The sequence below is a fragment of the Geminocystis sp. CENA526 genome, from assembly GCF_050753365.1.
Classification (GTDB): Bacteria; Cyanobacteriota; Cyanobacteriia; order Cyanobacteriales; family Cyanobacteriaceae; genus Geminocystis.
Window position 1 is genome coordinate 1 of record NZ_JBLZFY010000074.1, and the last position, 20,539, is coordinate 20,539.

At 34.9% G+C, this 20,539-nt stretch carries 19 protein-coding genes and 2 tRNA genes; 8 read left to right on the forward strand and 13 right to left on the reverse strand.

Annotation, left to right across the window (positions count from 1 at the left end):
• Positions 1–325 precede the first annotated feature (325 nt).
• The gene (locus tag ACN4EE_RS16430; protein ID WP_431707543.1) at positions 326–1,531 is read right to left on the reverse strand and encodes an argininosuccinate synthase; all 1,206 of its coding nucleotides are present in this window, start codon (positions 1,529–1,531) and stop codon (positions 326–328) included.
• Between the two features lie 170 nt (positions 1,532–1,701).
• Here ACN4EE_RS16430 and ACN4EE_RS16435 point away from each other — a divergent pair.
• Positions 1,702–1,782 (forward strand) — tRNA-Leu (locus ACN4EE_RS16435).
• An 89-nt stretch (positions 1,783–1,871) separates the two neighbouring features.
• Here the strand turns inward: ACN4EE_RS16435 and ctpB are convergent.
• The 4 genes from ctpB to ACN4EE_RS16455 form a co-directional block, all read right to left on the reverse strand.
• Positions 1,872–3,164: a carboxyl-terminal processing protease CtpB gene (ctpB, locus tag ACN4EE_RS16440; protein ID WP_431707561.1), complete on the reverse strand. Its 1,293-nt coding sequence runs from the start codon at positions 3,162–3,164 to the stop codon at positions 1,872–1,874.
• A gap of 246 nt (positions 3,165–3,410) precedes the next feature.
• The gene (locus ACN4EE_RS16445) at positions 3,411–3,845 is read right to left on the reverse strand and encodes a ferredoxin (RefSeq protein ID WP_431707544.1); all 435 of its coding nucleotides are present in this window, start codon (positions 3,843–3,845) and stop codon (positions 3,411–3,413) included.
• 68 nt (positions 3,846–3,913) lie between these two features.
• The gene (locus tag ACN4EE_RS16450; protein WP_431707545.1) at positions 3,914–6,217 is read right to left on the reverse strand and encodes a GumC family protein; all 2,304 of its coding nucleotides are present in this window, start codon (positions 6,215–6,217) and stop codon (positions 3,914–3,916) included.
• A 234-nt stretch (positions 6,218–6,451) separates the two neighbouring features.
• Positions 6,452–7,069 (reverse strand): vWA domain-containing protein, encoded by a 618-nt coding sequence (locus ACN4EE_RS16455; RefSeq protein WP_431707546.1) that lies wholly within the window; start codon positions 7,067–7,069, stop codon positions 6,452–6,454.
• 155 nt (positions 7,070–7,224) lie between these two features.
• On the opposite strand from ACN4EE_RS16455, the gene ACN4EE_RS16460 reads away from it, so the two are divergent.
• A complete protein-coding gene (locus ACN4EE_RS16460; RefSeq protein ID WP_431707547.1) occupies positions 7,225–7,683 on the forward strand; it encodes a DUF29 domain-containing protein in 459 nt (152 codons plus the stop codon).
• 120 nt (positions 7,684–7,803) lie between these two features.
• The gene (locus tag ACN4EE_RS16465; RefSeq protein ID WP_431707548.1) at positions 7,804–8,115 is read left to right on the forward strand and encodes a hypothetical protein; all 312 of its coding nucleotides are present in this window, start codon (positions 7,804–7,806) and stop codon (positions 8,113–8,115) included.
• Between the two features lie 86 nt (positions 8,116–8,201).
• Here the strand turns inward: ACN4EE_RS16465 and dprA are convergent, their stop codons facing one another.
• The 3 genes from dprA to ACN4EE_RS16480 form a co-directional block, all read right to left on the reverse strand.
• Positions 8,202–9,347 (reverse strand): DNA-processing protein DprA, encoded by a 1,146-nt coding sequence (gene dprA, locus ACN4EE_RS16470; protein WP_431707549.1) that lies wholly within the window; start codon positions 9,345–9,347, stop codon positions 8,202–8,204.
• Between the two features lie 151 nt (positions 9,348–9,498).
• The gene (gene miaB, locus ACN4EE_RS16475) at positions 9,499–10,851 is read right to left on the reverse strand and encodes a tRNA (N6-isopentenyl adenosine(37)-C2)-methylthiotransferase MiaB (RefSeq protein WP_431707550.1); all 1,353 of its coding nucleotides are present in this window, start codon (positions 10,849–10,851) and stop codon (positions 9,499–9,501) included.
• A 346-nt stretch (positions 10,852–11,197) separates the two neighbouring features.
• Positions 11,198–11,419, reverse strand: coding sequence for a photosystem II protein, Psb35-related (locus ACN4EE_RS16480; RefSeq protein WP_431707551.1), 222 nt, complete (start codon positions 11,417–11,419; stop codon positions 11,198–11,200).
• Between the two features lie 182 nt (positions 11,420–11,601).
• On the opposite strand from ACN4EE_RS16480, the gene ACN4EE_RS16485 reads away from it, so the two are divergent.
• Both ACN4EE_RS16485 and ACN4EE_RS16490 read left to right on the forward strand, forming a co-directional pair.
• A complete protein-coding gene (locus ACN4EE_RS16485; protein WP_431707552.1) occupies positions 11,602–12,645 on the forward strand; it encodes a D-alanine--D-alanine ligase family protein in 1,044 nt (347 codons plus the stop codon).
• A gap of 45 nt (positions 12,646–12,690) precedes the next feature.
• On the forward strand, positions 12,691–13,179 hold the full coding sequence (locus ACN4EE_RS16490; RefSeq protein ID WP_431707553.1) for an SRPBCC family protein: 489 nt from the start codon (positions 12,691–12,693) through the stop codon (positions 13,177–13,179).
• On the opposite strand, the gene ACN4EE_RS16495 is transcribed toward ACN4EE_RS16490, so the two are convergent.
• Entirely contained in the window at positions 13,172–13,762 is a 591-nt protein-coding gene (locus tag ACN4EE_RS16495; protein WP_431707554.1) for a hypothetical protein, read from the reverse strand. The genes ACN4EE_RS16490 and ACN4EE_RS16495 overlap by 8 nt on opposite strands.
• 135 nt (positions 13,763–13,897) lie before the next feature.
• Between ACN4EE_RS16495 and ACN4EE_RS16500 the strand changes: the two genes are divergently transcribed.
• A tRNA-Arg gene (locus tag ACN4EE_RS16500) sits at positions 13,898–13,969 on the forward strand.
• Positions 13,970–14,066: 97 nt separating this feature from the next.
• On the opposite strand, the gene clpS is transcribed toward ACN4EE_RS16500, so the two are convergent.
• Positions 14,067–14,357: an ATP-dependent Clp protease adapter ClpS gene (gene clpS, locus ACN4EE_RS16505; RefSeq protein ID WP_431707555.1), complete on the reverse strand. Its 291-nt coding sequence runs from the start codon at positions 14,355–14,357 to the stop codon at positions 14,067–14,069.
• A gap of 262 nt (positions 14,358–14,619) precedes the next feature.
• Here clpS and ACN4EE_RS16510 point away from each other — a divergent pair, with 262 nt between their 5' ends.
• On the forward strand, positions 14,620–16,860 hold the full coding sequence (locus ACN4EE_RS16510) for an MASE1 domain-containing protein (RefSeq protein ID WP_431707556.1): 2,241 nt from the start codon (positions 14,620–14,622) through the stop codon (positions 16,858–16,860).
• Between the two features lie 243 nt (positions 16,861–17,103).
• On the opposite strand, the gene miaE is transcribed toward ACN4EE_RS16510, so the two are convergent.
• Complete coding sequence (gene miaE / locus ACN4EE_RS16515; RefSeq protein ID WP_431707557.1) at positions 17,104–17,697, reverse strand: tRNA-(ms[2]io[6]A)-hydroxylase; 594 nt, start codon at positions 17,695–17,697, stop codon at positions 17,104–17,106.
• A 95-nt stretch (positions 17,698–17,792) separates the two neighbouring features.
• Here miaE and ACN4EE_RS16520 point away from each other — a divergent pair, with 95 nt between their 5' ends.
• Positions 17,793–18,539, forward strand: a complete 747-nt coding sequence (locus tag ACN4EE_RS16520; RefSeq protein ID WP_431707558.1) for a metallophosphoesterase family protein — start codon at positions 17,793–17,795, stop codon at positions 18,537–18,539.
• 23 nt (positions 18,540–18,562) lie between these two features.
• Here the strand turns inward: ACN4EE_RS16520 and ACN4EE_RS16525 are convergent, their stop codons facing one another.
• Positions 18,563–19,753 (reverse strand): RNA-guided endonuclease InsQ/TnpB family protein, encoded by a 1,191-nt coding sequence (locus tag ACN4EE_RS16525; protein WP_431707559.1) that lies wholly within the window; start codon positions 19,751–19,753, stop codon positions 18,563–18,565.
• A gap of 40 nt (positions 19,754–19,793) precedes the next feature.
• Positions 19,794–20,408 carry an IS607 family transposase gene (locus ACN4EE_RS16530; RefSeq protein WP_431707560.1) on the reverse strand — a complete coding sequence of 205 codons (615 nt, stop codon included), beginning with the start codon at positions 20,406–20,408 and terminating at the stop codon, positions 19,794–19,796.
• Positions 20,409–20,539: the final 131 nt, after the last annotated feature.

A 20,539-nucleotide genomic window follows, 5' to 3' on the forward strand; every position in this document is an offset into this window, starting at 1 on the left:
CTCATTTTTTGAGTAAAAATTGCTAAAACTGCACACTTTTTTAGTAATGTAGTTTGTCTAAATCCTTGATTTTAATAGACTTCTGATTTATTCAGCAAACCCTAAATAAGGCTCTTCTACAGTAGTTATGATATTTTATTCGTAAATAATTGTTAAAAGTCTTGATATATAATAGGTTTATGATTTTAAAAATGCAGATGTTATAAATTGACAGTTTTAATTTAACCTAACACCTGCCACCTGATACCTGACACCCTTTTCGATTAATTTATCATACTCAAAGTAGAACAACTATTTTTATTAAGCTAAGACGCATCTAAGTTGTTTACGATTTGGTTTTTTCAGCCCACACTCTGGAAGATAAACCCCAAATATAGATAAATCCTTCGGCTGCTTTGTGATCAAATTTGTCATCACTGCCGTAGGTTGATAAAGCTGAAGTATAAAGAGAATTTTCCGATCTTCTTCCCACGATCGTAGCATTACCCTTAAAGAATTTAACTCTGACAACACCGCTTACTCTTTCTTGAGTAGTTTCGATAAAGGCATCCAAAGCATTTTTCAAAGGGCTATACCATAAACCTTCATACACCAAGCGAGTGTACATTAAATCAACTTGAGAGCGTTTATAGTGAGTTACATCACTGGTAAGAGTGAGGCTTTCTAAGTCTTCATGGGCTTTGATTAATACTAACAAAGCGGGGGCTTCGTAGATTTCTCTTGATTTAATGCCTACTACTCGGTTTTCAATCATGTCTAAACGCCCTACTCCATGATTACCTGCAATTTCATTCAAAGTGGTAATTAATTCTACAGGAGATAAGGTTTTACCATCGATAGCCACAGGAGTACCTTTTTCAAAGGTGATTTCTACATATTGAGGCTCGTTAGGGGCATCGGCTACGGATTTGGTTAAGGCATAAATCTCTTCGGGAGGCTCTGTCATCGGGTCTTCCAAAGGACCTGCTTCTATACTACGACCTAAAAGATTTCGATCGATACTATAGGGAGAAGACTTTTTAACAGGGGATTCAATACCGAATTTTTCACCATAGGCAATAGTTTCTTCACGACTCATTCCCCATTCCCTAGCCGGGGCAAGAATTTTCAAATTGGGGTTTAAGGCGGTGATACCCAAATCAAAACGCACTTGATCATTTCCTTTAGCTGTGCAACCATGGGCAACAGCATCCGCACCATATTTTTCGGCAGCGCGTACTAATAATTTAGCAATTAAAGGACGAGCTAAAGCGGTGGATAATGGATAACGATTTTCATATAAAGCATTGGCTTTGATGGCAGGAAACGCATAATCAACTACAAACTCTTCGATCGCATTTTCTACTAAAGACTCTACAGCACCACATTTAAGTGCTTTTGCTTGAATAGGGGCTAACTCCTCTCCTTGCCCCAAATCTGCCGCTAGGGTGATAATTTCTTCGACACCCCATTCATTTTTTAAGTAAGGAATACAAACGGAGGTATCAACGCCTCCTGAATAAGCTAAAACTACTTTATTGGCACGACTCATAAAATTTATTTTACCTAAGATAAAAACTAAAGTTATTGTATCAATAAGGGTATTATAAACCAATGCTAAGTTAAGATTTGCAGACTTTTTCCCCCTCAAAATACACTATTGCTCAAAATATTCTTGCTAGATAAAAGAAAATAAGCTATAATGTTAGACTGTTAGCTTTAGCGGATGTGGCGGAATTGGTATACGCGCACGTTTGAGGGGCGTGTGGCTTTGCCTTGCGAGTTCGAGTCTCGCCATCCGCATTATTTTTAAGCATTAATTTTACTTTTTTATTACCATTAATTTGTAGGTTGGGTTAGCCAGAGCGTAACCCAACAAATTCTCTCTTAATTTATTGGCGAATACTGATAGAATTAACTCCTTGTAACGAAGCATTGTTTCGCAATATCGCAATAGCTTTAGCGTATTGAGAATCAGCTTTAGTGGCGAATAAGGAGGGGTTTTGACTTAACAGATATTCCTCCTCTCGGCTCAAATTTTGCACAATATCAGGGGAGATACCTTTTTTATTGATGTTGATGCCACTAGGAGGATAGTAACGAGAGATTGTCACCGCTAATCCTGAACCATCGGAAAGGGAATGAACCGATTGTACTGTACCTTTGCCAAAGGTGTTTGTGCCGACAACTGTAGCTCTCTTGTTCTCTTTTAATGCTCCTGCTAAAATTTCACTGGCACTAGCAGAGTTACCATCCACTAAAACCACTAAAGGTAAATCGGTGACGGCGGAGTTGTTAGCCTGAAAACGGCGATGTCCTCCTCTTCGATCGACTATATCGACAATTTCCCCTTCAGACATCCACATTCTGGCAATGTCCACACTGGCAAATAATAAACCCCCCGGATTTCCTCTCAAATCAAGGACAAAAGCGGAGGCTTGTTGTTTCTGTAACTCGTCAATAGCGTCTCTCATTTGTTGGGCGGCAAGGGAGCTAAATTCATCTAATTTGATGTAACCTACATTTAACCCCCCTTCTTGTCTGAGACTGAAATCCACTGAGGGAACTTCTATTTCACTACGGGTAATTTTAACTTGGAATGAAGGTTGCCCTCGTCTTGCGATGTCTAAATTTACGTCAGTACCAATTTCCCCTTTTAAGGCTTCCGATGCTTGATCTAAATCCATTAAGGCGGTAGGTTTACCGTCAATACGCACGATTCGATCGCCCCGTTTCAATCCTGCTTCGGCGGCGGGAGATTTTCTGATAGCATCAACAATATATAGGTCTTGGGTACGAGGATCAATGGCAATACGCACCCCTACCCCTGATGTTTCGCCCGATGTTTGACTGTTAAGCGCTTCAAATTGTTCGGGGGGGAGAAAACGGGTATAGGGATCACCTAATTCTTTTAAGGCTTGATTAATCGCTCGATAAGCCTGAGTTTTGTTACTATAATTTCTGCTTAATAATTCTTCTCGTTTTTGTAGCCAATTAACCTGATTAAAATGTCGATCGACAAATTCGTTATTAATAATTTGCCACATTTCATCCACTACCATTTTTGGACTATTCGTCATCTCTGCGTTGACAGTGGGAGTGATGGAAAGACTAAGGAAACTGCCAGTAGCTAAGGTAGCTAAAAGGGATTGTACAAGGGGGAATTTTTTGATTTGAGGTTTCATCATTGACGAGTTATAAATCTGACTGTTTTACTATTGTTTTTGTCTTAACCAGTTTTAGGGGTATAGTACTGATGAGTTTATGCTTAAGACAGATTAATAGTTATTTTCATTGTAGTCAAATAAGAGAACAATTAACAATGAGCTATTAATTATTTTTAGGACTTACGCATTTATCGGAAAAATATAGACTTTGAGATTCCTTCGCTACCCTCAGAATGACAAAATACTGTTATTTCTGCGTAATTTCTAATGTTGTCTTGGCAAATTGTGAGCATCTTTTCTCATCTTAGTACCTGATTTACGAATTTGGGGATAACCCAGAGGACGTACATCTTGATATTTTCGTTCCTCTTCTTTTTGTTTAATGTCGGTATAATCTAACCAGTGAATACAATCCACAGGACAAGTATCTATGGCTTCTTGCACTATTTCTTCTGTATCACCATCTTGATTATAAACCCTCGATCGACCGTAATTATCTTCAATATAGAAGGTATTAGGGGCAACATGAACGCAATTTTTACAACCGATACAGGTTACTTCGTCCACATAAACCCCTTTTTGTCGATCGATTCCCCCTAATTCTGGTTCAAATCCGCTTCTTTCAGGGTTTTCTCGCCATATTCCCCCTAATTCTGGTTCAAATCCTGTTGGTGTAAATTCATCATTTCGATCGAGCATAATTCAAAAATAAAAAAATTAATAGTAAGTGAATAATGGTTTGTAAACCTTAAAGCAACAGGTATCGATTAGTTTTCTGGGATCGAACTCAGATGCTCTTGGGATTTATTATAATAATTATGATGGTTCGATCGATAATAACTATCCTGATCATTATTTTTAACACCATTAGCCACAATACCCAATAAAGGTACAGAAGATATATATAAACGATCGATAACTTGTTGTAGGCTATCTCGATCGCACTTACCCAATTTCATCACTAAAATTAAACCATGAGTATTAGGGGCAATTATTTTCGCATCCGAAAACCCTAACAAAGAAGGACTATCATAAATAACTAAATCAAAAAAAGTAGAATCCCTCAACATTTTTACAGTGTCCTGCATTTTTTGGGAATATAATAATTTTGTCGGATCAGATGGTATTTTACCCGCAGTGACAACAAAAAGATTGTCAAATTGAGACAGTTGTTGTATAACTGATTTTAAATCCAAAGATGTGGCTAATAGTTCACTTAACCCTTGATGATTGTCAATATTTAATAGACGATGTAATTTAGGTAATCTAAAATCCGCATCGATTAACAGAACTTTCAACCCCATAGTAGCCGCCGTTTGTGCTAAATTGAGACTTATAGTTGACTTACCCTCCATCGGATTTCCTGAACTAATCACCACAGAATTAACCCTTGCTTCCGAGTTTAATGAGGTAATATTGGTCAACAAATTACGAAATGAGTCCACCCAATAGGAAGATGAATATTTTTGCGGTTGTGCAGTGTTTTCCTTCCCACTAATATGGGATTCAAAAGAAGGCACAATGTTACCTTTCTGATTCTCCCTAGAAAAGATATTTTTATGATGGGGAATTTGTCCTAAAATCGGATATTTTGTTAACTCTTTTAATTGCGATAAAGAGTAGATTCTTCCGTCTAGTTTGTCCATAATACTAGCGGTTATCGTTCCTGCTATTAACCCTCCTATTAACCCCATAATTAAGTTATTTAAAGGTACTGGATATATAGGTTCTTCTTGAACAGAAGGGGGGCTAACAATACGCCAATTAACGATGTTTTGAGTTTCCTGTAATTCTAATGTTTCTCTGATTTCCAGAAAACGTTTTAAGCTATCAGCATTTGATTGAATTTCTCTCTGTATGTTCAAATACTCTCTAGTAATAGAAGGCATTTTTTCCACTCTTTCATTAATTTCATCTAAAGCTATTTTCAGAGTATCTATTTTTGTTTCTAACATTTTAATTTCATTAGCTTTTAACAACATTTCTGCTGTCAATTTACTGCGCACTTCGTTAGAAGACGATAAACTTACGGATTGTTGCTGATTAATTGTTTGAGAGTGTTGTGATAGAATATTTTTCTTTTCTTCTTCTAACAATTTAATGATATTATTTTTCTTTTCATTCAAGGTAATCATTTGCGGACTTATATCTGTAAAAACTGCGGATTTAGTCGCTATTTCTATTTCTAATTCCTGCAATTCTTTCGATAAACTTTGATACTTAGCAGATTGAGTGACATCGTTAACTGCAATGGCTTGTTCGGGAGTTAAATTTAATTGTTTTTGCAAGTTTTCATAAGCAGAATTTGCTTGTTTTAAATTAATTTGTGCCGATAAGTATTCTTGTTCGATCGAGGTTAATTGTTGAGTTAATTCGGTGGATTTGGTTTGGGGATCAATAAATTTATGTTCTTGCCTCAATTTTTCTAATTTAGTCTCTAAAGAAAAGATATTATTTTCTAATTTTGGTACTTGATTTCTAACAAATTTTAACCCTTCACTAATGTTATTTCTTTTTTCTCCTAAGTTATTAGATATATAATTTTCCGCAATTTTATCTAAAACAAATTTAATTTTTTCAGGGTTTTCATTCTTAAAAATAACTTCAATTATTTGACTATTATCAACTTGTTTAATCTTTAAATTATCTAAATTAGCAATGTTTAAATCTTCAAAAATATCGGGATATTCGAGGGCAACTTCTTCTAAAATTGGTGCTAAAATACTGGGACTTCCTAAAATTCCTATTTCTGTACTGTAGTCAACTCCACTAGGTGAAGGGGATAAATTACCATCAATATTAATATTATTATTATTGGCACTAACATTAGATTCTGTGATAGGTTTTTCGATTAATAGTAAAAATTTTCCTTGATAAACAGGAGATAATTGATAAGTCCAATAACCAACTCCAGTAGTTACTCCTAATGTCATAGTTAAAAACACTAACCATCGTCTTTTTAACATAGCAAAAAGTCCAAAAAAACCATTATTATTCTCCATAATTTCTTGATTTTTTTCTATAGGTAAATTCGATCGATTTTGCTCATTAATATCATTAGAGTTAGTCATGCTTTTTCGGGAATTAGAAGAATTAAGAATTAAGAATTAAGAATTGAGAATTGAGAATTGAGAATTGAGAATTGAGAATTAAGAATAGTTTTAGTCGTTAATCAATAACCCACCATGTAATAAATTACATGGCTAATAGCTACCGTCTGCTAAAGCGACTCTATTCACTATTCACTATTCACTATTCACTATTCACTATTCACTATTCACTATTCACTATTCACTATTCACTATTTAGTCAATGATAGCATTTAGTAAAACTTGGGTTAAGCTCATTTGTGCCATATCATCCATAGTGACAGTATCAACTATATCGAATTTTGCTCCAGCATCCTCTAACAAATCATCTAATGCCTTAAAATACTCCGTTGCTTTTTTATCCTTGCCAATTTGAATAAAAGAAATGCCCAATTCTTCATCTCGATCGATTTTTTGAGTTGCCTCTATAATTAAACGGATGATCTCTTTCGGCTCATCTGGGATACCATCAGTAATAACTAACATGGTTTCTCCATTTTCCTTAGTTTTACCTTCGGCTTTGCGTTGAAAATAATTATTCAGGGCATCTTGTAAAACACTTTTCAAATCAGATTTGCCCATCGGCTCATTTAAAGCATAAATTTCTCTAATTTTGTCGGCGGTGACGTTATCATATCTTCTAAAACGTCCTGAATAAAGATATACAGTAATACCATCGGGATCAATTTCGTCACATTTTTGAGCTAAGGCAAAAGTAGATTCTTGGGCGATTTCCCAAAGAGTTTTACCATTGCCACTATCATTATTCAAACTACTACTTTTATCAATAATTAAAGTATAGTCTCGGTTAGTTACGATCGATTCAGTATTCATAGGTCAAAATTTTTTATATTTGTCTCTACCATGAATAATATAGCAATCCTCAAAAGGTTGTGAACAATATTACCTTAAACTAAAAATAAAGGATGCAATCATACTCTTTAAAATTTCTTATAATAAAATAAACTATATTCATACTGAATAACTTTATGGTAAATACAGTATTAACAACCGACTTAAAAAGCATTTATGAAATAGATGAACATTTCTGGTTAGAAGAAACAATAAAATTGTTACGGGAAAAACGTTTTAATGAGTTAGATTTAGAAAATTTAATTGAGGAGTTAGAAAGTTTGGCACGTCGAGATAAATCAAAGGTAGCAAGTTTAACAGAACAAATTATTAGACATCTTTTGTTACTGCAATATTGGACAACAGAATCTGAAGATAATTTTAATCATTGGAAAACAGAAATAATTGGTTTTCGCTCTCAAATTAAACGGGATTTAACTACTAATTTAACTAATTATTTGAGAGAAAATTTAGACTCAATTTATCAAGACGCTTTAAGATTTGTTCAACAAAAAACTAAATACTCTGTCACTTTTCCTGATACTTGCCCTTATACTTTAGAACACATTTTAGATCACAACTATTACGATCGATAACTGAACAATAGGAAAAAGTTTTACAGATTGTAAATTATTTTAGCAAATCTTTTTGAAATCTTAAAATTTAAGCTAGAACAGAGTTATCACTTTAATCTGAGTATAACTATCTTAACAATTATGGATAATGAGAAAAAATATAAAATGATTTGTACCCTCTCTTTTGGGGATATTTATGGTCAAATTATTGTATGGTTAGGGGTTATTTTTATCAGTCTCGCTAGTACTTTAGCCCTTTGGAGTAGCACCCGTCAAATTTACGCTTTTGCTACCGTTGGTATTGTCTTGGTTTTATCTTTACCCTTTTTACTGTTTGCCTTTGTCACGACTTTATTCAATCATATCGAGTTTGTGCCGGTGGAAGAAGTAGAATCGAATCGAGCGAAAAATAAAGCCAAATATCTCGGCAAAACCGCAGAAGCCACCACCTAGAAGAAGAGAGAGGGGGAAGAGGGGGGAAGAGGGGGAAGAAAATAATTTAAAACCATTCTTAATTCCTCATTCCTCATTCTTAATTCTTAATTCTTTTGATACATCATGCCGGGGAGTTGCTTTATTAACCCGTCGAGTTCTAATTGCAATAAAATTCCCGACACTTCTCCTCCGTTTAACTGAGTTTTATTGATTATCACATCAAAAGCTGTGGGGTTGACTTCGATCGAATCATATACTAATCTAAAAGTAGAAGATAAACTGGGTTCTTCTTTTGTCTTTTCTGGTATAGAAGGAGAAACCATTGGAAATAATGATAATTGTTGTTGATCCAATTTAGGTATAACCCCTAAACTAGATAATAATTCCTCCTCCGTGATAATCACCTCCGCCCCATTGTGAATTAACCTTAAACATCCCCTTGCTTGAGGATTATCGGGAGTATCCGGCAATGTATAAATATCTCGATTAAATTCATTGGCATATCTTGCCGTAATCAACGCCCCTGATTTTTCGGGTGCTTCCATGACTAAGACGGCTCGACACATACCCGCAACAATACGGTTTCGAGCTGGAAAGTTACCCCTTTCGGGTTGGCTTCCATATTCGTATTCTGTGATAATTAACCCTTTTTTCAGAATTTCTGTCATTAACTGTCGATTACTGGTAGGATAAACTCGATCGAGTCCATTACCTAATACTGCGATCGTCCTACCACCGCCATCTAAACAACCTCGATGCGCTACGGTATCAATGCCTTCCGCTAAACCAGACACTACGACAAAACCATTTTCTGCTAAAGTTTTCGCTATGTTATACGTCCATCTTCTGCCGTGTTCTGTAGGTTTTCTTGTGCCAACAATGCCAATTAAAGGGGTAATGCCTTGATTTTCTGATAAATTTACCGTACCTTGATAATATAAAATGGAAGGATAACTAGGAATTTCTAACAATAATTGAGGGTATTCTTTTTCGTGAGGATTCCAAAAGTTAGGATTTTTTTCAAGATGTTTTAAAAATACTTTTTCAGGGTCAATTTTTTGTTTTTCTAGTTGAATAATATTACATAATCTCTTGCCGATTCCATCTATTTCTATTAATTCTTGACTAGATACAGTCCAAGCCTTTTCTAAACTACCAAAATGTTCATAAATTTTTTTGAGGGAAACTGCTCCTAATCCTTTTATTTTTGACCAACATAGCCAATATATTTTTTCTGTATCTGTCACCATAAGTAAGTGAATAAAATTAATGATATGTTTAGGTTGAAAAAGGCAAAAGGCAAAAGGCAAAAGGATTTTTCAAAGACTCAAATTATACTTTTGCTAAGTATATCTTAACTGTAAATGATAATTTAAGGGCGATATAGCCCTTTTATCTCGATTATGCAGAAACTAACGACAAAGCCTCTCCTGTGAGACTAAATGCCCTGACTTCAGTGATTTTCACAGGGATAATTTTACCTTTTAACTCTTGTAAATCTCCCTTGAAAAAGGTTAAACGATTTCCGTCTGTTCTTCCCATGACTTGGGTGGTATCTTTAGGGTTAATATCCTCTACTAATACTTGTTCTACTTTATTCAAATATCTTTGTGATCTTTCTCCTGCTTTAATAGCTACCAAATGATTTAACCTTTGTAGTCGATCGTTCTTTTCTTCTTCACTAATTTGATTATCCCATAAAGCGGCAGGTGTATTAGGGCGAGGAGAATAAGCGGCGGTGTTAAGTTGATCAAAACCAATATCTTCCACTAAGTTTAAGGTATTTTGGAACTGTTGTTCTGTTTCCCCCGGAAAACCGACAATGGCATCGGCACTAATGGCGGCATGGGGCATATAATGACGGATTTTAGCGATAATATCACGATAACGCTCATGGGTATAGCCTCGTTTCATCGCCTTTAAAATGTCATTATCCCCTGACTGAAAGGGTATATGGAAATGTTCACACACTTTCGGTAATTCGTGACAAGCCTTGATTAAGCGCTCGGTAAAATAACGAGGGTGAGAAGTGGCAAAACGGATTCGATCGATCCCTTCCACATCATGGATATAGTAAAGTAAATCTGTTAAAGTGTGCAGATGTCGCCCTGTTTGAGTTGTACCGGGTAAATCACGACCGTAAGCATCTATATTTTGACCTAAAAGAGTGACTTCTTTATAGCCTTGACGGGCAATGTCTTCAATTTCTGCTTTGATAGACTCTGGTGTGCGAGACTGTTCTACTCCCCTAACACTAGGAACAACACAATAGCTACATCTTTCATTGCAACCATAGATAATATTCACCCAAGCGCTGACTTTACTTTCACGGCGAGGCTTAGTAATATCTTCGTAAATGTGGATTGGCTCAGTAGCTACAACTTGATTACCAGCAAATACTTGATCAAGTAAGCTATCTAACCTATTAGCGTGTTGCGGTCCCATAACTAAGTCTAATTCTGGCACACGTCTTAATAATTGCTCTCCTTCCTGTTGAGCAACACATCCAGCGACAACAAGAGTTAAGTCGGGTTGAACTTGTTTTCTTTTTGCTTGTCTGCCAAGATAGGAATAAACTTTTTGTTCGGCGTTATCTCGAATAGTGCAGGTATTATAAACAATTAGATTAGCATTATTAGGGTCTTCTGTGAACTGAAAACCCATATTTTCTAATATACCCGCCATGCGCTCAGAATCAGCTTTGTTCATCTGACAGCCGAAGGTGGTGATATTATATAATTTTTTCTGCGTCATGTATAAAAATAATCATAAAATTTAGCTTAACCTTCCTAGTATAACAAGACTAGGAGACTAGTGCAGGTGGGCGAAAGTAATTGACTACTTAAGCATCAGTTTCATAGCCTTTAAATTTCCAATTAAATGGTTTGCTAAAATACCGATTAAAATAATCGATAAAACCAACATTATCAAAGAATTAAGAACTATATCAGCAAAACGCCCTGCTTTAATGGTTGCCATTACTGTGAGGGGGGAGTGATATTAGTAATAAAATTTATGCAAAAAAAAGAGTGTAAAAATTTACACCCCGTTTATATTTTGATTAATTCTGTTGTTAACTGTTATTTTTTCTTCCAGAAGATTAATTCTTTTGTGCATTATAAGCATCAAGAGAATAAGCAGGAATTCTGACTAAATAATCCGTGTCTTTTCCAGTAAAGGATTTTGCAAGACGATCGAACTCAGGTGAGTTCCAATTACGTTGGTGAATGGTTTTTGTTTGCTCTCCTAAGAAATATGCTTGAGTACCTATGAGAGATACTGCTAACCAACCGACGATGAATAATGATATTAAGATTGCCATTTGTTTGTATCCTTTGTTTGACTACTCTTTTATATTAACTTATGTAAAGTTTTATTGCAAAGTGTTGACACTACCTTTATTTTCGGTTAATAAGAGTTGACATTTTCAAAAAGATGCGATAGTATTTGTGATTGTCAAAATAGGCTACTATTAATTTTTTATTGTTAATCAAGTGATAATTTATGACTAAGTTGAAAGTAGGCTTATTATTTGGTGGTAAATCAGGAGAGCATCAAGTTTCCATTATTTCAGCTCGATCGATTTTCAAGGGTTTAACCGAAGGACGTAACGGCGATAAGTATGAAGCTATACCTATTTATATCGATAAATCAGGTTATTGGTGGGGTAGTGACATCGCATCAGGAATTTTAACTTCTGGCACTCCTAAAGATAATGATGATGTTAGCCTTTCAAAATGGAATTTTCCTTCAGAATGTAACAATATTGATGTTTGGTTTCCCATTTTACACGGACCTAATGGGGAAGATGGTACAGTACAAGGATTATTAACCTTAATGGGCGTTCCTTTTGTTGGTTCTGGTGTACTAGGTTCGGCGGTGGGTATGGATAAAATCGCCATGAAAAATATTTTTGCCCAATGTGGCTTACCCCAAGTGGACTATATTGGAGTAAGTAGAGATGAAATTTATAGCGGTGCTTGTGTATTTCCTAAACTGTGCGATCGAATCGAGGAGAAATTAGGTTATCCTTGTTTTGTCAAACCTGCTAATTTAGGATCATCTGTTGGTATTGCTAAGGTAAAAACTCGATCGGAATTAGAGACAGCTTTAGATAATGCCGCCAGTCTCGATGCAAGGGTGATTATTGAAGCAGGAGTGAAAGCTAGAGAAGTGGAATGCGCCGTATTAGGTAACGATAACCCCAAAGCCTCCGTCATTGGAGAGATAACTTATGATGCTGATTTTTACGACTATGAAACTAAATATACCGATGGTAGAGCAAATTTAATCATCCCTGCGGATATTCCTGCTCATATTGCCACTCAAATTCAAGAAATGTCCATTCAAGCCTTTCGTGCAGTTTCTGGGAGAGGATTATCGAGAGTTGACTTTTTTTTCAACCCTGATACCGAAGAAATTTTCATCAACGAGATTAACACCCTCCCCGGTTTTACTTCTTTGAGTATGTATCCTCAACTGTGGGAAGCAACTGGAGTTAGTTTTACGGATTTGCTCGATCGATTGGTTACTTTTGCTTTAAATTAGAAGTAGGGTGGGCATTGCCCACTAAATAATAATAGTGAGTGTCAAATGGTTAGTTTTCAGTATTCTAGTAAAATTAAGGCTTCAGTAGAAACAGTGTGGGAGTTTCACGAAAGAGAGGATATTTTGCAATTACTAACTCCTCCTTGGCAACCCGTTAAGGTGATTCGCCGTCAGGGAGGGTTAAAAGTAGGGGCTACTAGCGAATTTTTGTTGATGTTTGGTTTTATCAGTATCCCTTGGTTAGCTCGTCATACCGAATATGAACAGTATAAACTATTTACGGATGAACAAATAAAAGGACCTATGGATTCATGGATACATCGTCATTGTTTTGAGATGAAGGGTGATGACACTATCTTAACCGATTCGATCGAATACCATATTCCGGGGGGTTGGTTAAGCGATATATTACTTGGTTGGTGGGTAAACTCCCGTCTCAGGGATATGTTTGCTTATCGTCACGACATCACGAAACGATATTGTGAATCTGATGAATTGAGAATTAAAAATACTTTTTCAGCACCCCCTAATTAAGCCAAGGAATCTCATCGAAACCTTCTTCTAATAATTCTTCGTAACTATTTAAAGTAGTTTTTGAAGAAAAAATAATCTCGTTATTAGAGCTTATTACTTCAGTTTTACTGTTTGTGTTAGATGTTTTATAGGTTTCTCTTTTTGAATTGATAGTTGTTTGATCAAGATATTGAAAATCTGTGGTTTTAGCATAATCAGGCACAAAGTTATCTAAAAAAAAGTCTAAAGTTTCCTGTTTAATACATCCTTTTAATACCGCTAAAGAACCGAATTTCACCCCTAATTTTTTTTGTTCTTCAATAATGGCTTGTATCTGTTTTTCTGCTAATAAACCTGCTTGATGAAAGTAATAGCCTAGCTGTCGTTTTTGAGTTTCTTTGATTAAGATTTTAATTTTTTCTCCAAAAAAATCGGCAGTTTGTTGAGTAATCCAATTATGAAGGACTAAGATTTCACCTACTTTCAGATCAGTATAAATGGTTTGTTCCATCAAAGCTACTTGAATCTGCCCGGGTAGTATTAAACCAGCGTCTTCTAAAATCTCGCCCAATAGTTTATCCGTTAATGGTTTTTTCGGAGTCATAGCATTTATTCTCAACCTCTGTCAAATTAATTTATTGTGACATTCAAAACCATTATTACAAAAAAAAATCATCAATAATGATAAAAATGAGATAAGTTAAGATAAAGTATATAAGGGTAACAAAACTTTACAAATGGGGCTGTAGTTCAATGGATAGAACAAGCACCTCCTAAGTGCTAAATAACGGTTCGACTCCGTTCAGTCCTGTTATTTTTTCGATCGAACCTAGATAAACTATATATTAGAGGGCTAAAGCCCTCACTACGAGCCTTCAGAAAAATTTTTTTAAACTCGCACTAAGACATTAATCCGCAGGTTCGATCGTACTGGTTAAGCCATGACTTTTGAGACTTTCACAGTAAAATTCAGCGTGTTCTAAAGCACAGGTAGTAACTAAACCAATACCGTTAGTATGGGTTTCCATCATCACGCTAACAGCTTGAGGTTCATTCATCCCGACGGTTTCCATTAATACTTGTACGACATATTCCATAGTATTAAAACTATCGTTATGTAATAAAACCCGATAGCCAGAGTCATGTCTGCGTTTACTAGCTGATTTTTCTGTAGGTTTATCAATGACTTGAGTTCCCATAAAATTTAATTACCTCCTTGATAAAAGTTTATAAAAATTATCTTAACGATTAAAGCAAAATTGATGAAATTTTAGAAAAAAAATATTAACAATGAGGGAATTTAATGCCTTTTCTCAATCATATTTGCTTACATCAAGTTAGTTTTGTTCATCATTAAACTTAATGATTTATTTTCAATATTATACCTTGACTCTATTCTGTTTTAGACTTAAAGATAGTCAGGAGGGGAAAAGAAAAACTTGTTTTGTTACAAAAAAATTCATGAGTCGTCCAAAAATTATCGCTGAACTGTCAAAAAAATTAAATGCTTTTGGGTTAGAGGTAAATAACCCCCAATGGTGGCTACAAGTTTTGTTTATCAGCGTGGCTTATCCTTTAATGGCATGGACTGTACTCAATCAAATTCCGATGTCTAAATTTGGCTCTCCTGTGTGGCCCGGAGCAGGTTTAACGATCGCCTGTTTGTTACAATGGGGCTATAGTAGAATTTGGGGAGTTTTTTTTGGCGCATTAATTAGTAATTTAGGCGTTTATCCTTCCTTTTATATCAGTGTTTTAGCTTGTCTTAGTACTACTGTTTGGGCTTTAGTATCGGTATGGACGATTAAAAAAGTTACAAAAACTAATTATCCGTTCGATCGAGTTAATCATGTAGTCGGTTTTATTTTAGCAAGTTTACTCACAGGGGCATTACCTCAAGGAATCGTTGGTGCAGGTTTAGTGATTTTACGAGAATTAGAACCTTTATCTAACTTTTGGGTAATAGTGAAAAATTGGTCGATCGGAGATGCTATTGGTATTTTAGTAGTAACACCATTATTTTTAACATGGTGGCATAAATCGCAATATTCTATTCCTAAATCATGGAAAAACTGGGAGTTTTTTATATTAATTGTTAGCCTAATTTTTGTGATGAATTTTACTTTCCTTGAAAGTCAGCCTGTAGAATACTTATTATTTCCTCCTTTATTGTGGTCAGCCTTTCGATTTGGCAATAAAATAACAACTCTTTTAGTAACTATTATTGGCACAATAGCGGCAGTTTTTACAGGTTATGAACAGGGTATTTTTTATCAAATGGCACTCAATACTAATTCTTTGTTATTGTTACAATTATTTGTGGGAATAATGTCTATTAGTACGATGGTTTTTAGTGCAGTTATAATAGAAAATCGTCAAGCTGAATTAAAGCTACAAAAAGCGAATGAGGAGTTAGAAGAAAGGGTGATTGCTCGAACTTTAGCCTTACAAGAAAATGAAACAAATTATCGACAATTAGCCATTAAAGCTCAATCGGCAAATAGAGCAAAAAGTGAATTTCTCGCTAATATGAGTCACGAAATTCGCACTCCGATGAATGGTATTATTGCTATGACAGAATTACTTTTACAAGAGAATCTTGACGATCGAAAACAAGATTTAGTAGAGACAATTAATTATAGTAGTAAAACCCTGTTAACTATTCTCAATGATATTCTTGATTTCTCTAAAATTGAGTCAGGAAAATTAGAGTTAGAAAACAATCCGTTTATTTTAAAAGATGTTTTGAAATATATCTCGAAATCTTTCGCAAAACAAGCGGAGGATAAATTAATTAATTTGACTTATAATCTGGAAAAAAATCTTCCTAATAGTTTTTTAGGAGATAAAACTCGTTTGGCTCAAATATTTTTGAATTTAGTGAGTAATGCCCTTAAATTTACTGAAAAAGGTAATATTTCTATCGCTGTCAAAACATGGAATCCGCCTGACAAAAAAGATGATCAAATAATTTATAATTTATTGATTTCTGTTAGTGATACTGGTGTAGGGATAGAGTTCGATCGAATCGAAAAATTATTTAGAGCGTTTACCCAAGCCGATGCGTCTATCAGTCGTAAATATGGTGGTACGGGCTTAGGATTATCTATTAGTAAGAGTTTAATTAATTTAATGGGAGGAACAATTTGGGTTGAAAGTAAAGGAAATATTGGAGGAACCCCCCCCAATAATTGGCAAATTTTAAACTATGAATTAGAGGGAACAACCTTTTATTTTACCCTAAAATTACCTGCTGTTGAAGACAATCAAATTAATGAGATAAAATTTCCAGATAAAGAACTCAAAAAATCAGATAATTCTCATATTTTACCATTAAAAATACTCCTAGCTGAAGATAATAAAGTTAATCAAAAAGTCGCCTTATTAACCCTCAAAAAAATTGGTTATATTGCCGATGTTGCTAATAATGGTGTAGAAGTTTTAGAGATGCTAGAAAAACAATTTTATGATGTAATTTTAATGGATATGCAAATGCCAGAAATGGACGGTTTAACAACAACAAAAAGAATCCGTCAATCAAAAATACAACAACCTTACATTATTGCTTTAACAGCCAATGCTTTAGAAGAAGATAGACAAAAATGTTTAGCAGTAGGAATGAATGATTATATGAGAAAACCAATTTTTATTACTCAATTAAAAGAAACTTTAGCACTTTTTTCCGAACCAAAAGAAGGTTAAATAACCTTCATTGAATATCTCAAAAACTAAGATTTTTCCAAAGTCGAGAGAAAATTATGTTTTGTTAGTTCAATAAATTGAACTCAATATATACAAAAAATATCATTGATTTTCTAATCAGAAAAAATGGCTATATTTCTTGTCAATTATAGTTTTGAGTTAAATCAAATTTTGAGAATGAAAACGCCCTGTTTCTGAAGATGTTTATTGGACATCAAGAATTATATGTGTTTTAATCTTACTTTAACTGTGGATACGAGGTTCCGGATAAAGATTGGCAAGTATATTGCTTTCTAATTCGGCTAATTCGGCTAATCTTTCGTCAACGGTGACTCGATCGAAATACTGGGTAGCCAATACCCAATAAATACCATAGTGCCTTGCCTCAGAAGCCATTAAACCCCGATAAAATTTAGCTAATTCAGGCTCAGGACAAAATTCCCCGATCAATCCGAGTCTTTCGTGCGATCGAGCTTCTATTAAAGCCGAGACTAAAAGAGAGTCTAAAAGTCGATCGGGTTCGTGTCTTCGGATAGCATCTTTTAAAGTTGCACCGTAGGGGGAAGGCTTTAAGGGGGCAAGAGGAATACCTTTTTTTTGTAACCATTGATTAACCTGTTCAAAATGCTCTAATTCTTCCCTAGCAATGGCTGTAAGCTGATAAATTAATTGTTCATGGGAAGGATAGCGAAATAGAAGATTAACCGCCACTCCTGCCGCTTTTCTTTCACAGTGGGAATGATCTAATAAAATAATGTCTAAGTTATTCAAGGCTTGTTGTAACCATGAATCATGGGTAGGTTGACAAAGTAATTTAATTTTGTTATTAATAGACACAGTTTCTGTTAAAGATAAACATATAAAAGACAATTTTAGCTAAACTGAAGTTAGAGAATCCATCACAAAAATTTTAAATTTTTAATATACTGCACATGAGTAAAAAAAGATTAGTCATAGGAGATGTTCACGGTCATTATACGGCGTTATCAGAATTATTCCACAACATCGCCCCCAGTCAGGAAGACGAAATTTATTTTCTCGGTGATTTGATCGATCGAGGTTCTCAAAGTGCCGAAGTCGTCAATTTTGTGATGGAAAACAATTATAATTGCATCTTGGGCAACCATGAAATTATGTTACTCGATGCTCTAGCCACAGATAAAATCAATCCTCAAGTATTTCAAGGATGGTTACAAAACGGCGGTAATGCTACTATTGCTAGTTATGGTCATAAAATGTTACCACCTGATCATCTTGCATGGTTTAAAAGTTTGCCCTTATACTTTGACTTAGGTGATTATTGGTTAGTTCATGCAGGAGTTGATCCTTATCTTCCCATTGAGGAACAATCTTCTACTCAATTTTGTTGGATTCGTCGATCGTTCCATGACAGTAAACAACCTTATTTTTCTGATAAAACTATTATTATTGGTCATACCATAACTTTTACTTTTAAAGGAATTAAATCAGGGCAATTAGCTTGTGGAGAAGGTTGGATTGGTATTGATACGGGAGTATATCACCATGAACAAGGATGGTTAACAGCGTTAGACTTAAATGAATTGATGGTATATCAGGTTAATAGTTTTGGTAAAAATTTCCGTAAAATCCCCCTTGAGCAAACTGTGATGAATGTGAATAAATCCTGTTATATAAAACTTACTCATAGTTACCTATGACGTTTATTTTCTGCTTCTACCAGTCAAGTCGGCTTGATACTGTCCACAGACGTTAATTCGGCTGTAACCCAACCTATTTTTTCTCTAATTACTTCTTCGGGTGCTTTTTCCAAATTTATGGACGCATTGAGATCTCGATCGATGGATAACCCACACTCATCACAAACATATAACCGCTCAGACAAAGACAAAGTTTCTTTTTTATGTCCACAATTACTACATTTTTTTGACGATGGATACCATTGATCAATTAGATCAATACGATTAGCATACCACAAGGCTTTATAAGTTAATTGACGTTTAAACTCATACATTCCCAAATCTGCGATCGAACTAGCTAACTTGTGATTAGCCATCATTCCTTGTACATTCAGGCTTTCAATCTTGATATGAGCATAAGTCTTACATAACTTTGTCGTAGTCTGCTGTAAGAAATCTTGACGTTGACAAGCGACCTTGTAATGTTGTTTCCTAACTTTATTGTAGTATTTCTTAGCATTATTACTCGCTTTAATACCTTTTTTACGATTCCCTAATTGTTTATGACGGTTACGATATTGTCGTCGCCCTAGCTTGGTTTTCGCTTGTTTAAAAGGACGTGGACTTTCAATTACATTACCATCACTGAGAGTGGCAAAAGTTTTACAACCTAAGTCAATACCTATTGGCTCAATTACTTCATGGATTCTTGGGGGTAATCTATCCGCTGATATAGAGAAACTCACAAACCATTTATCCGCCGATTTACTAATGGTAAAAGTTTGGGAAACACAAGAAAAAGGAATTGCCTCCTTCAATCTAAAAGTACCTAAAGTCGGTATTTTGATAGTTTTTCCTGCCTCTAATAATACTTTACCATTACTAGACTCAACTCTAAATGATTGCCTATCTTTCTTACTTTTGAACACAGGTTGCTCCCCTAACCCTTGAAAGTACCTTGAATAAGCAGTTTTCAAGTCTCGGAAAGCATTTTGATATACCCTAGAAGAAAGATTATTACACCATGCAAATTCAGGTTGTTTCTTTGTGTCGTTAGTAAAGAGTTTTTTGATGGTATCAATCTTGTAGCTAGAACTACCTTTAATACAGTGATGATCTATCATTCTCATTAAAGCCAACCCATAGTTGTAAACAAAACGAGAAAACCCAGCGTGTTGTGCCATAAGAGTTTTCTCTTTGTTATTTAATTTTAATTCTAGCTTGAGACTAAACATAATAATTAAACTTTACTAACTTAATAAAGTATAACAATATCTAGGGAGATTGTAAACTATCAATTGTTAAGATTTCTTGAAGTTTTTTTGAGTAGCTTCTTAAACCATATAAACGGCAAGAAAAAGTATGAACAATAGCCAATAAATCTTCTACCATTTCTTGTTCAGGAGATAAAGATTGTTGATTTGCTACAGTTAATTTACAGCCGTACCAATCGCAGTATTCTTCAAAAAAGTCGAAACCAAAGCGAACTAATCGGTCTTTATGGGCAACAATTAAATGATTAATCTCACCTAGTCTAATACCTTTCATAATCGATAAAAACTTTTTACGTTTAAAGTTTAATCCTCCACCAATCTCTGTTATCCATTCATCGACAGGAATGCCACCACCTAAACAAAAAAATTCCATTGCTTTAATTTGGGAGTCTAAATCATCCTTTTGCCCAGATGAAGATACCCGACAATAAACTACAGTTTTTCTTTCATCTAAAGAAGTAGGAAGATTAAGTGCAATTTGTAAATCGTTTTCATCGTAGTAACGTTGATTTCCAATGGTTCTTTTTGCGACTAATCTGCCTTCAAAATCCCATCTTCTGAGGGTTGAAACGGATCTTCCAATTAATTTAGCGAACTCATGGGGTCTATAAACCATAAAACTTAACTATCTAGTAAACTATAACTAATTTTAATCAGTTTTTCGTTAACAGTCAATTGCTCCCTGTCCACCCCAGGGCTGTTTCAAAGTAAGTTGCTAAAAAATGTTGGGGTGTTAGGGTATTAGGG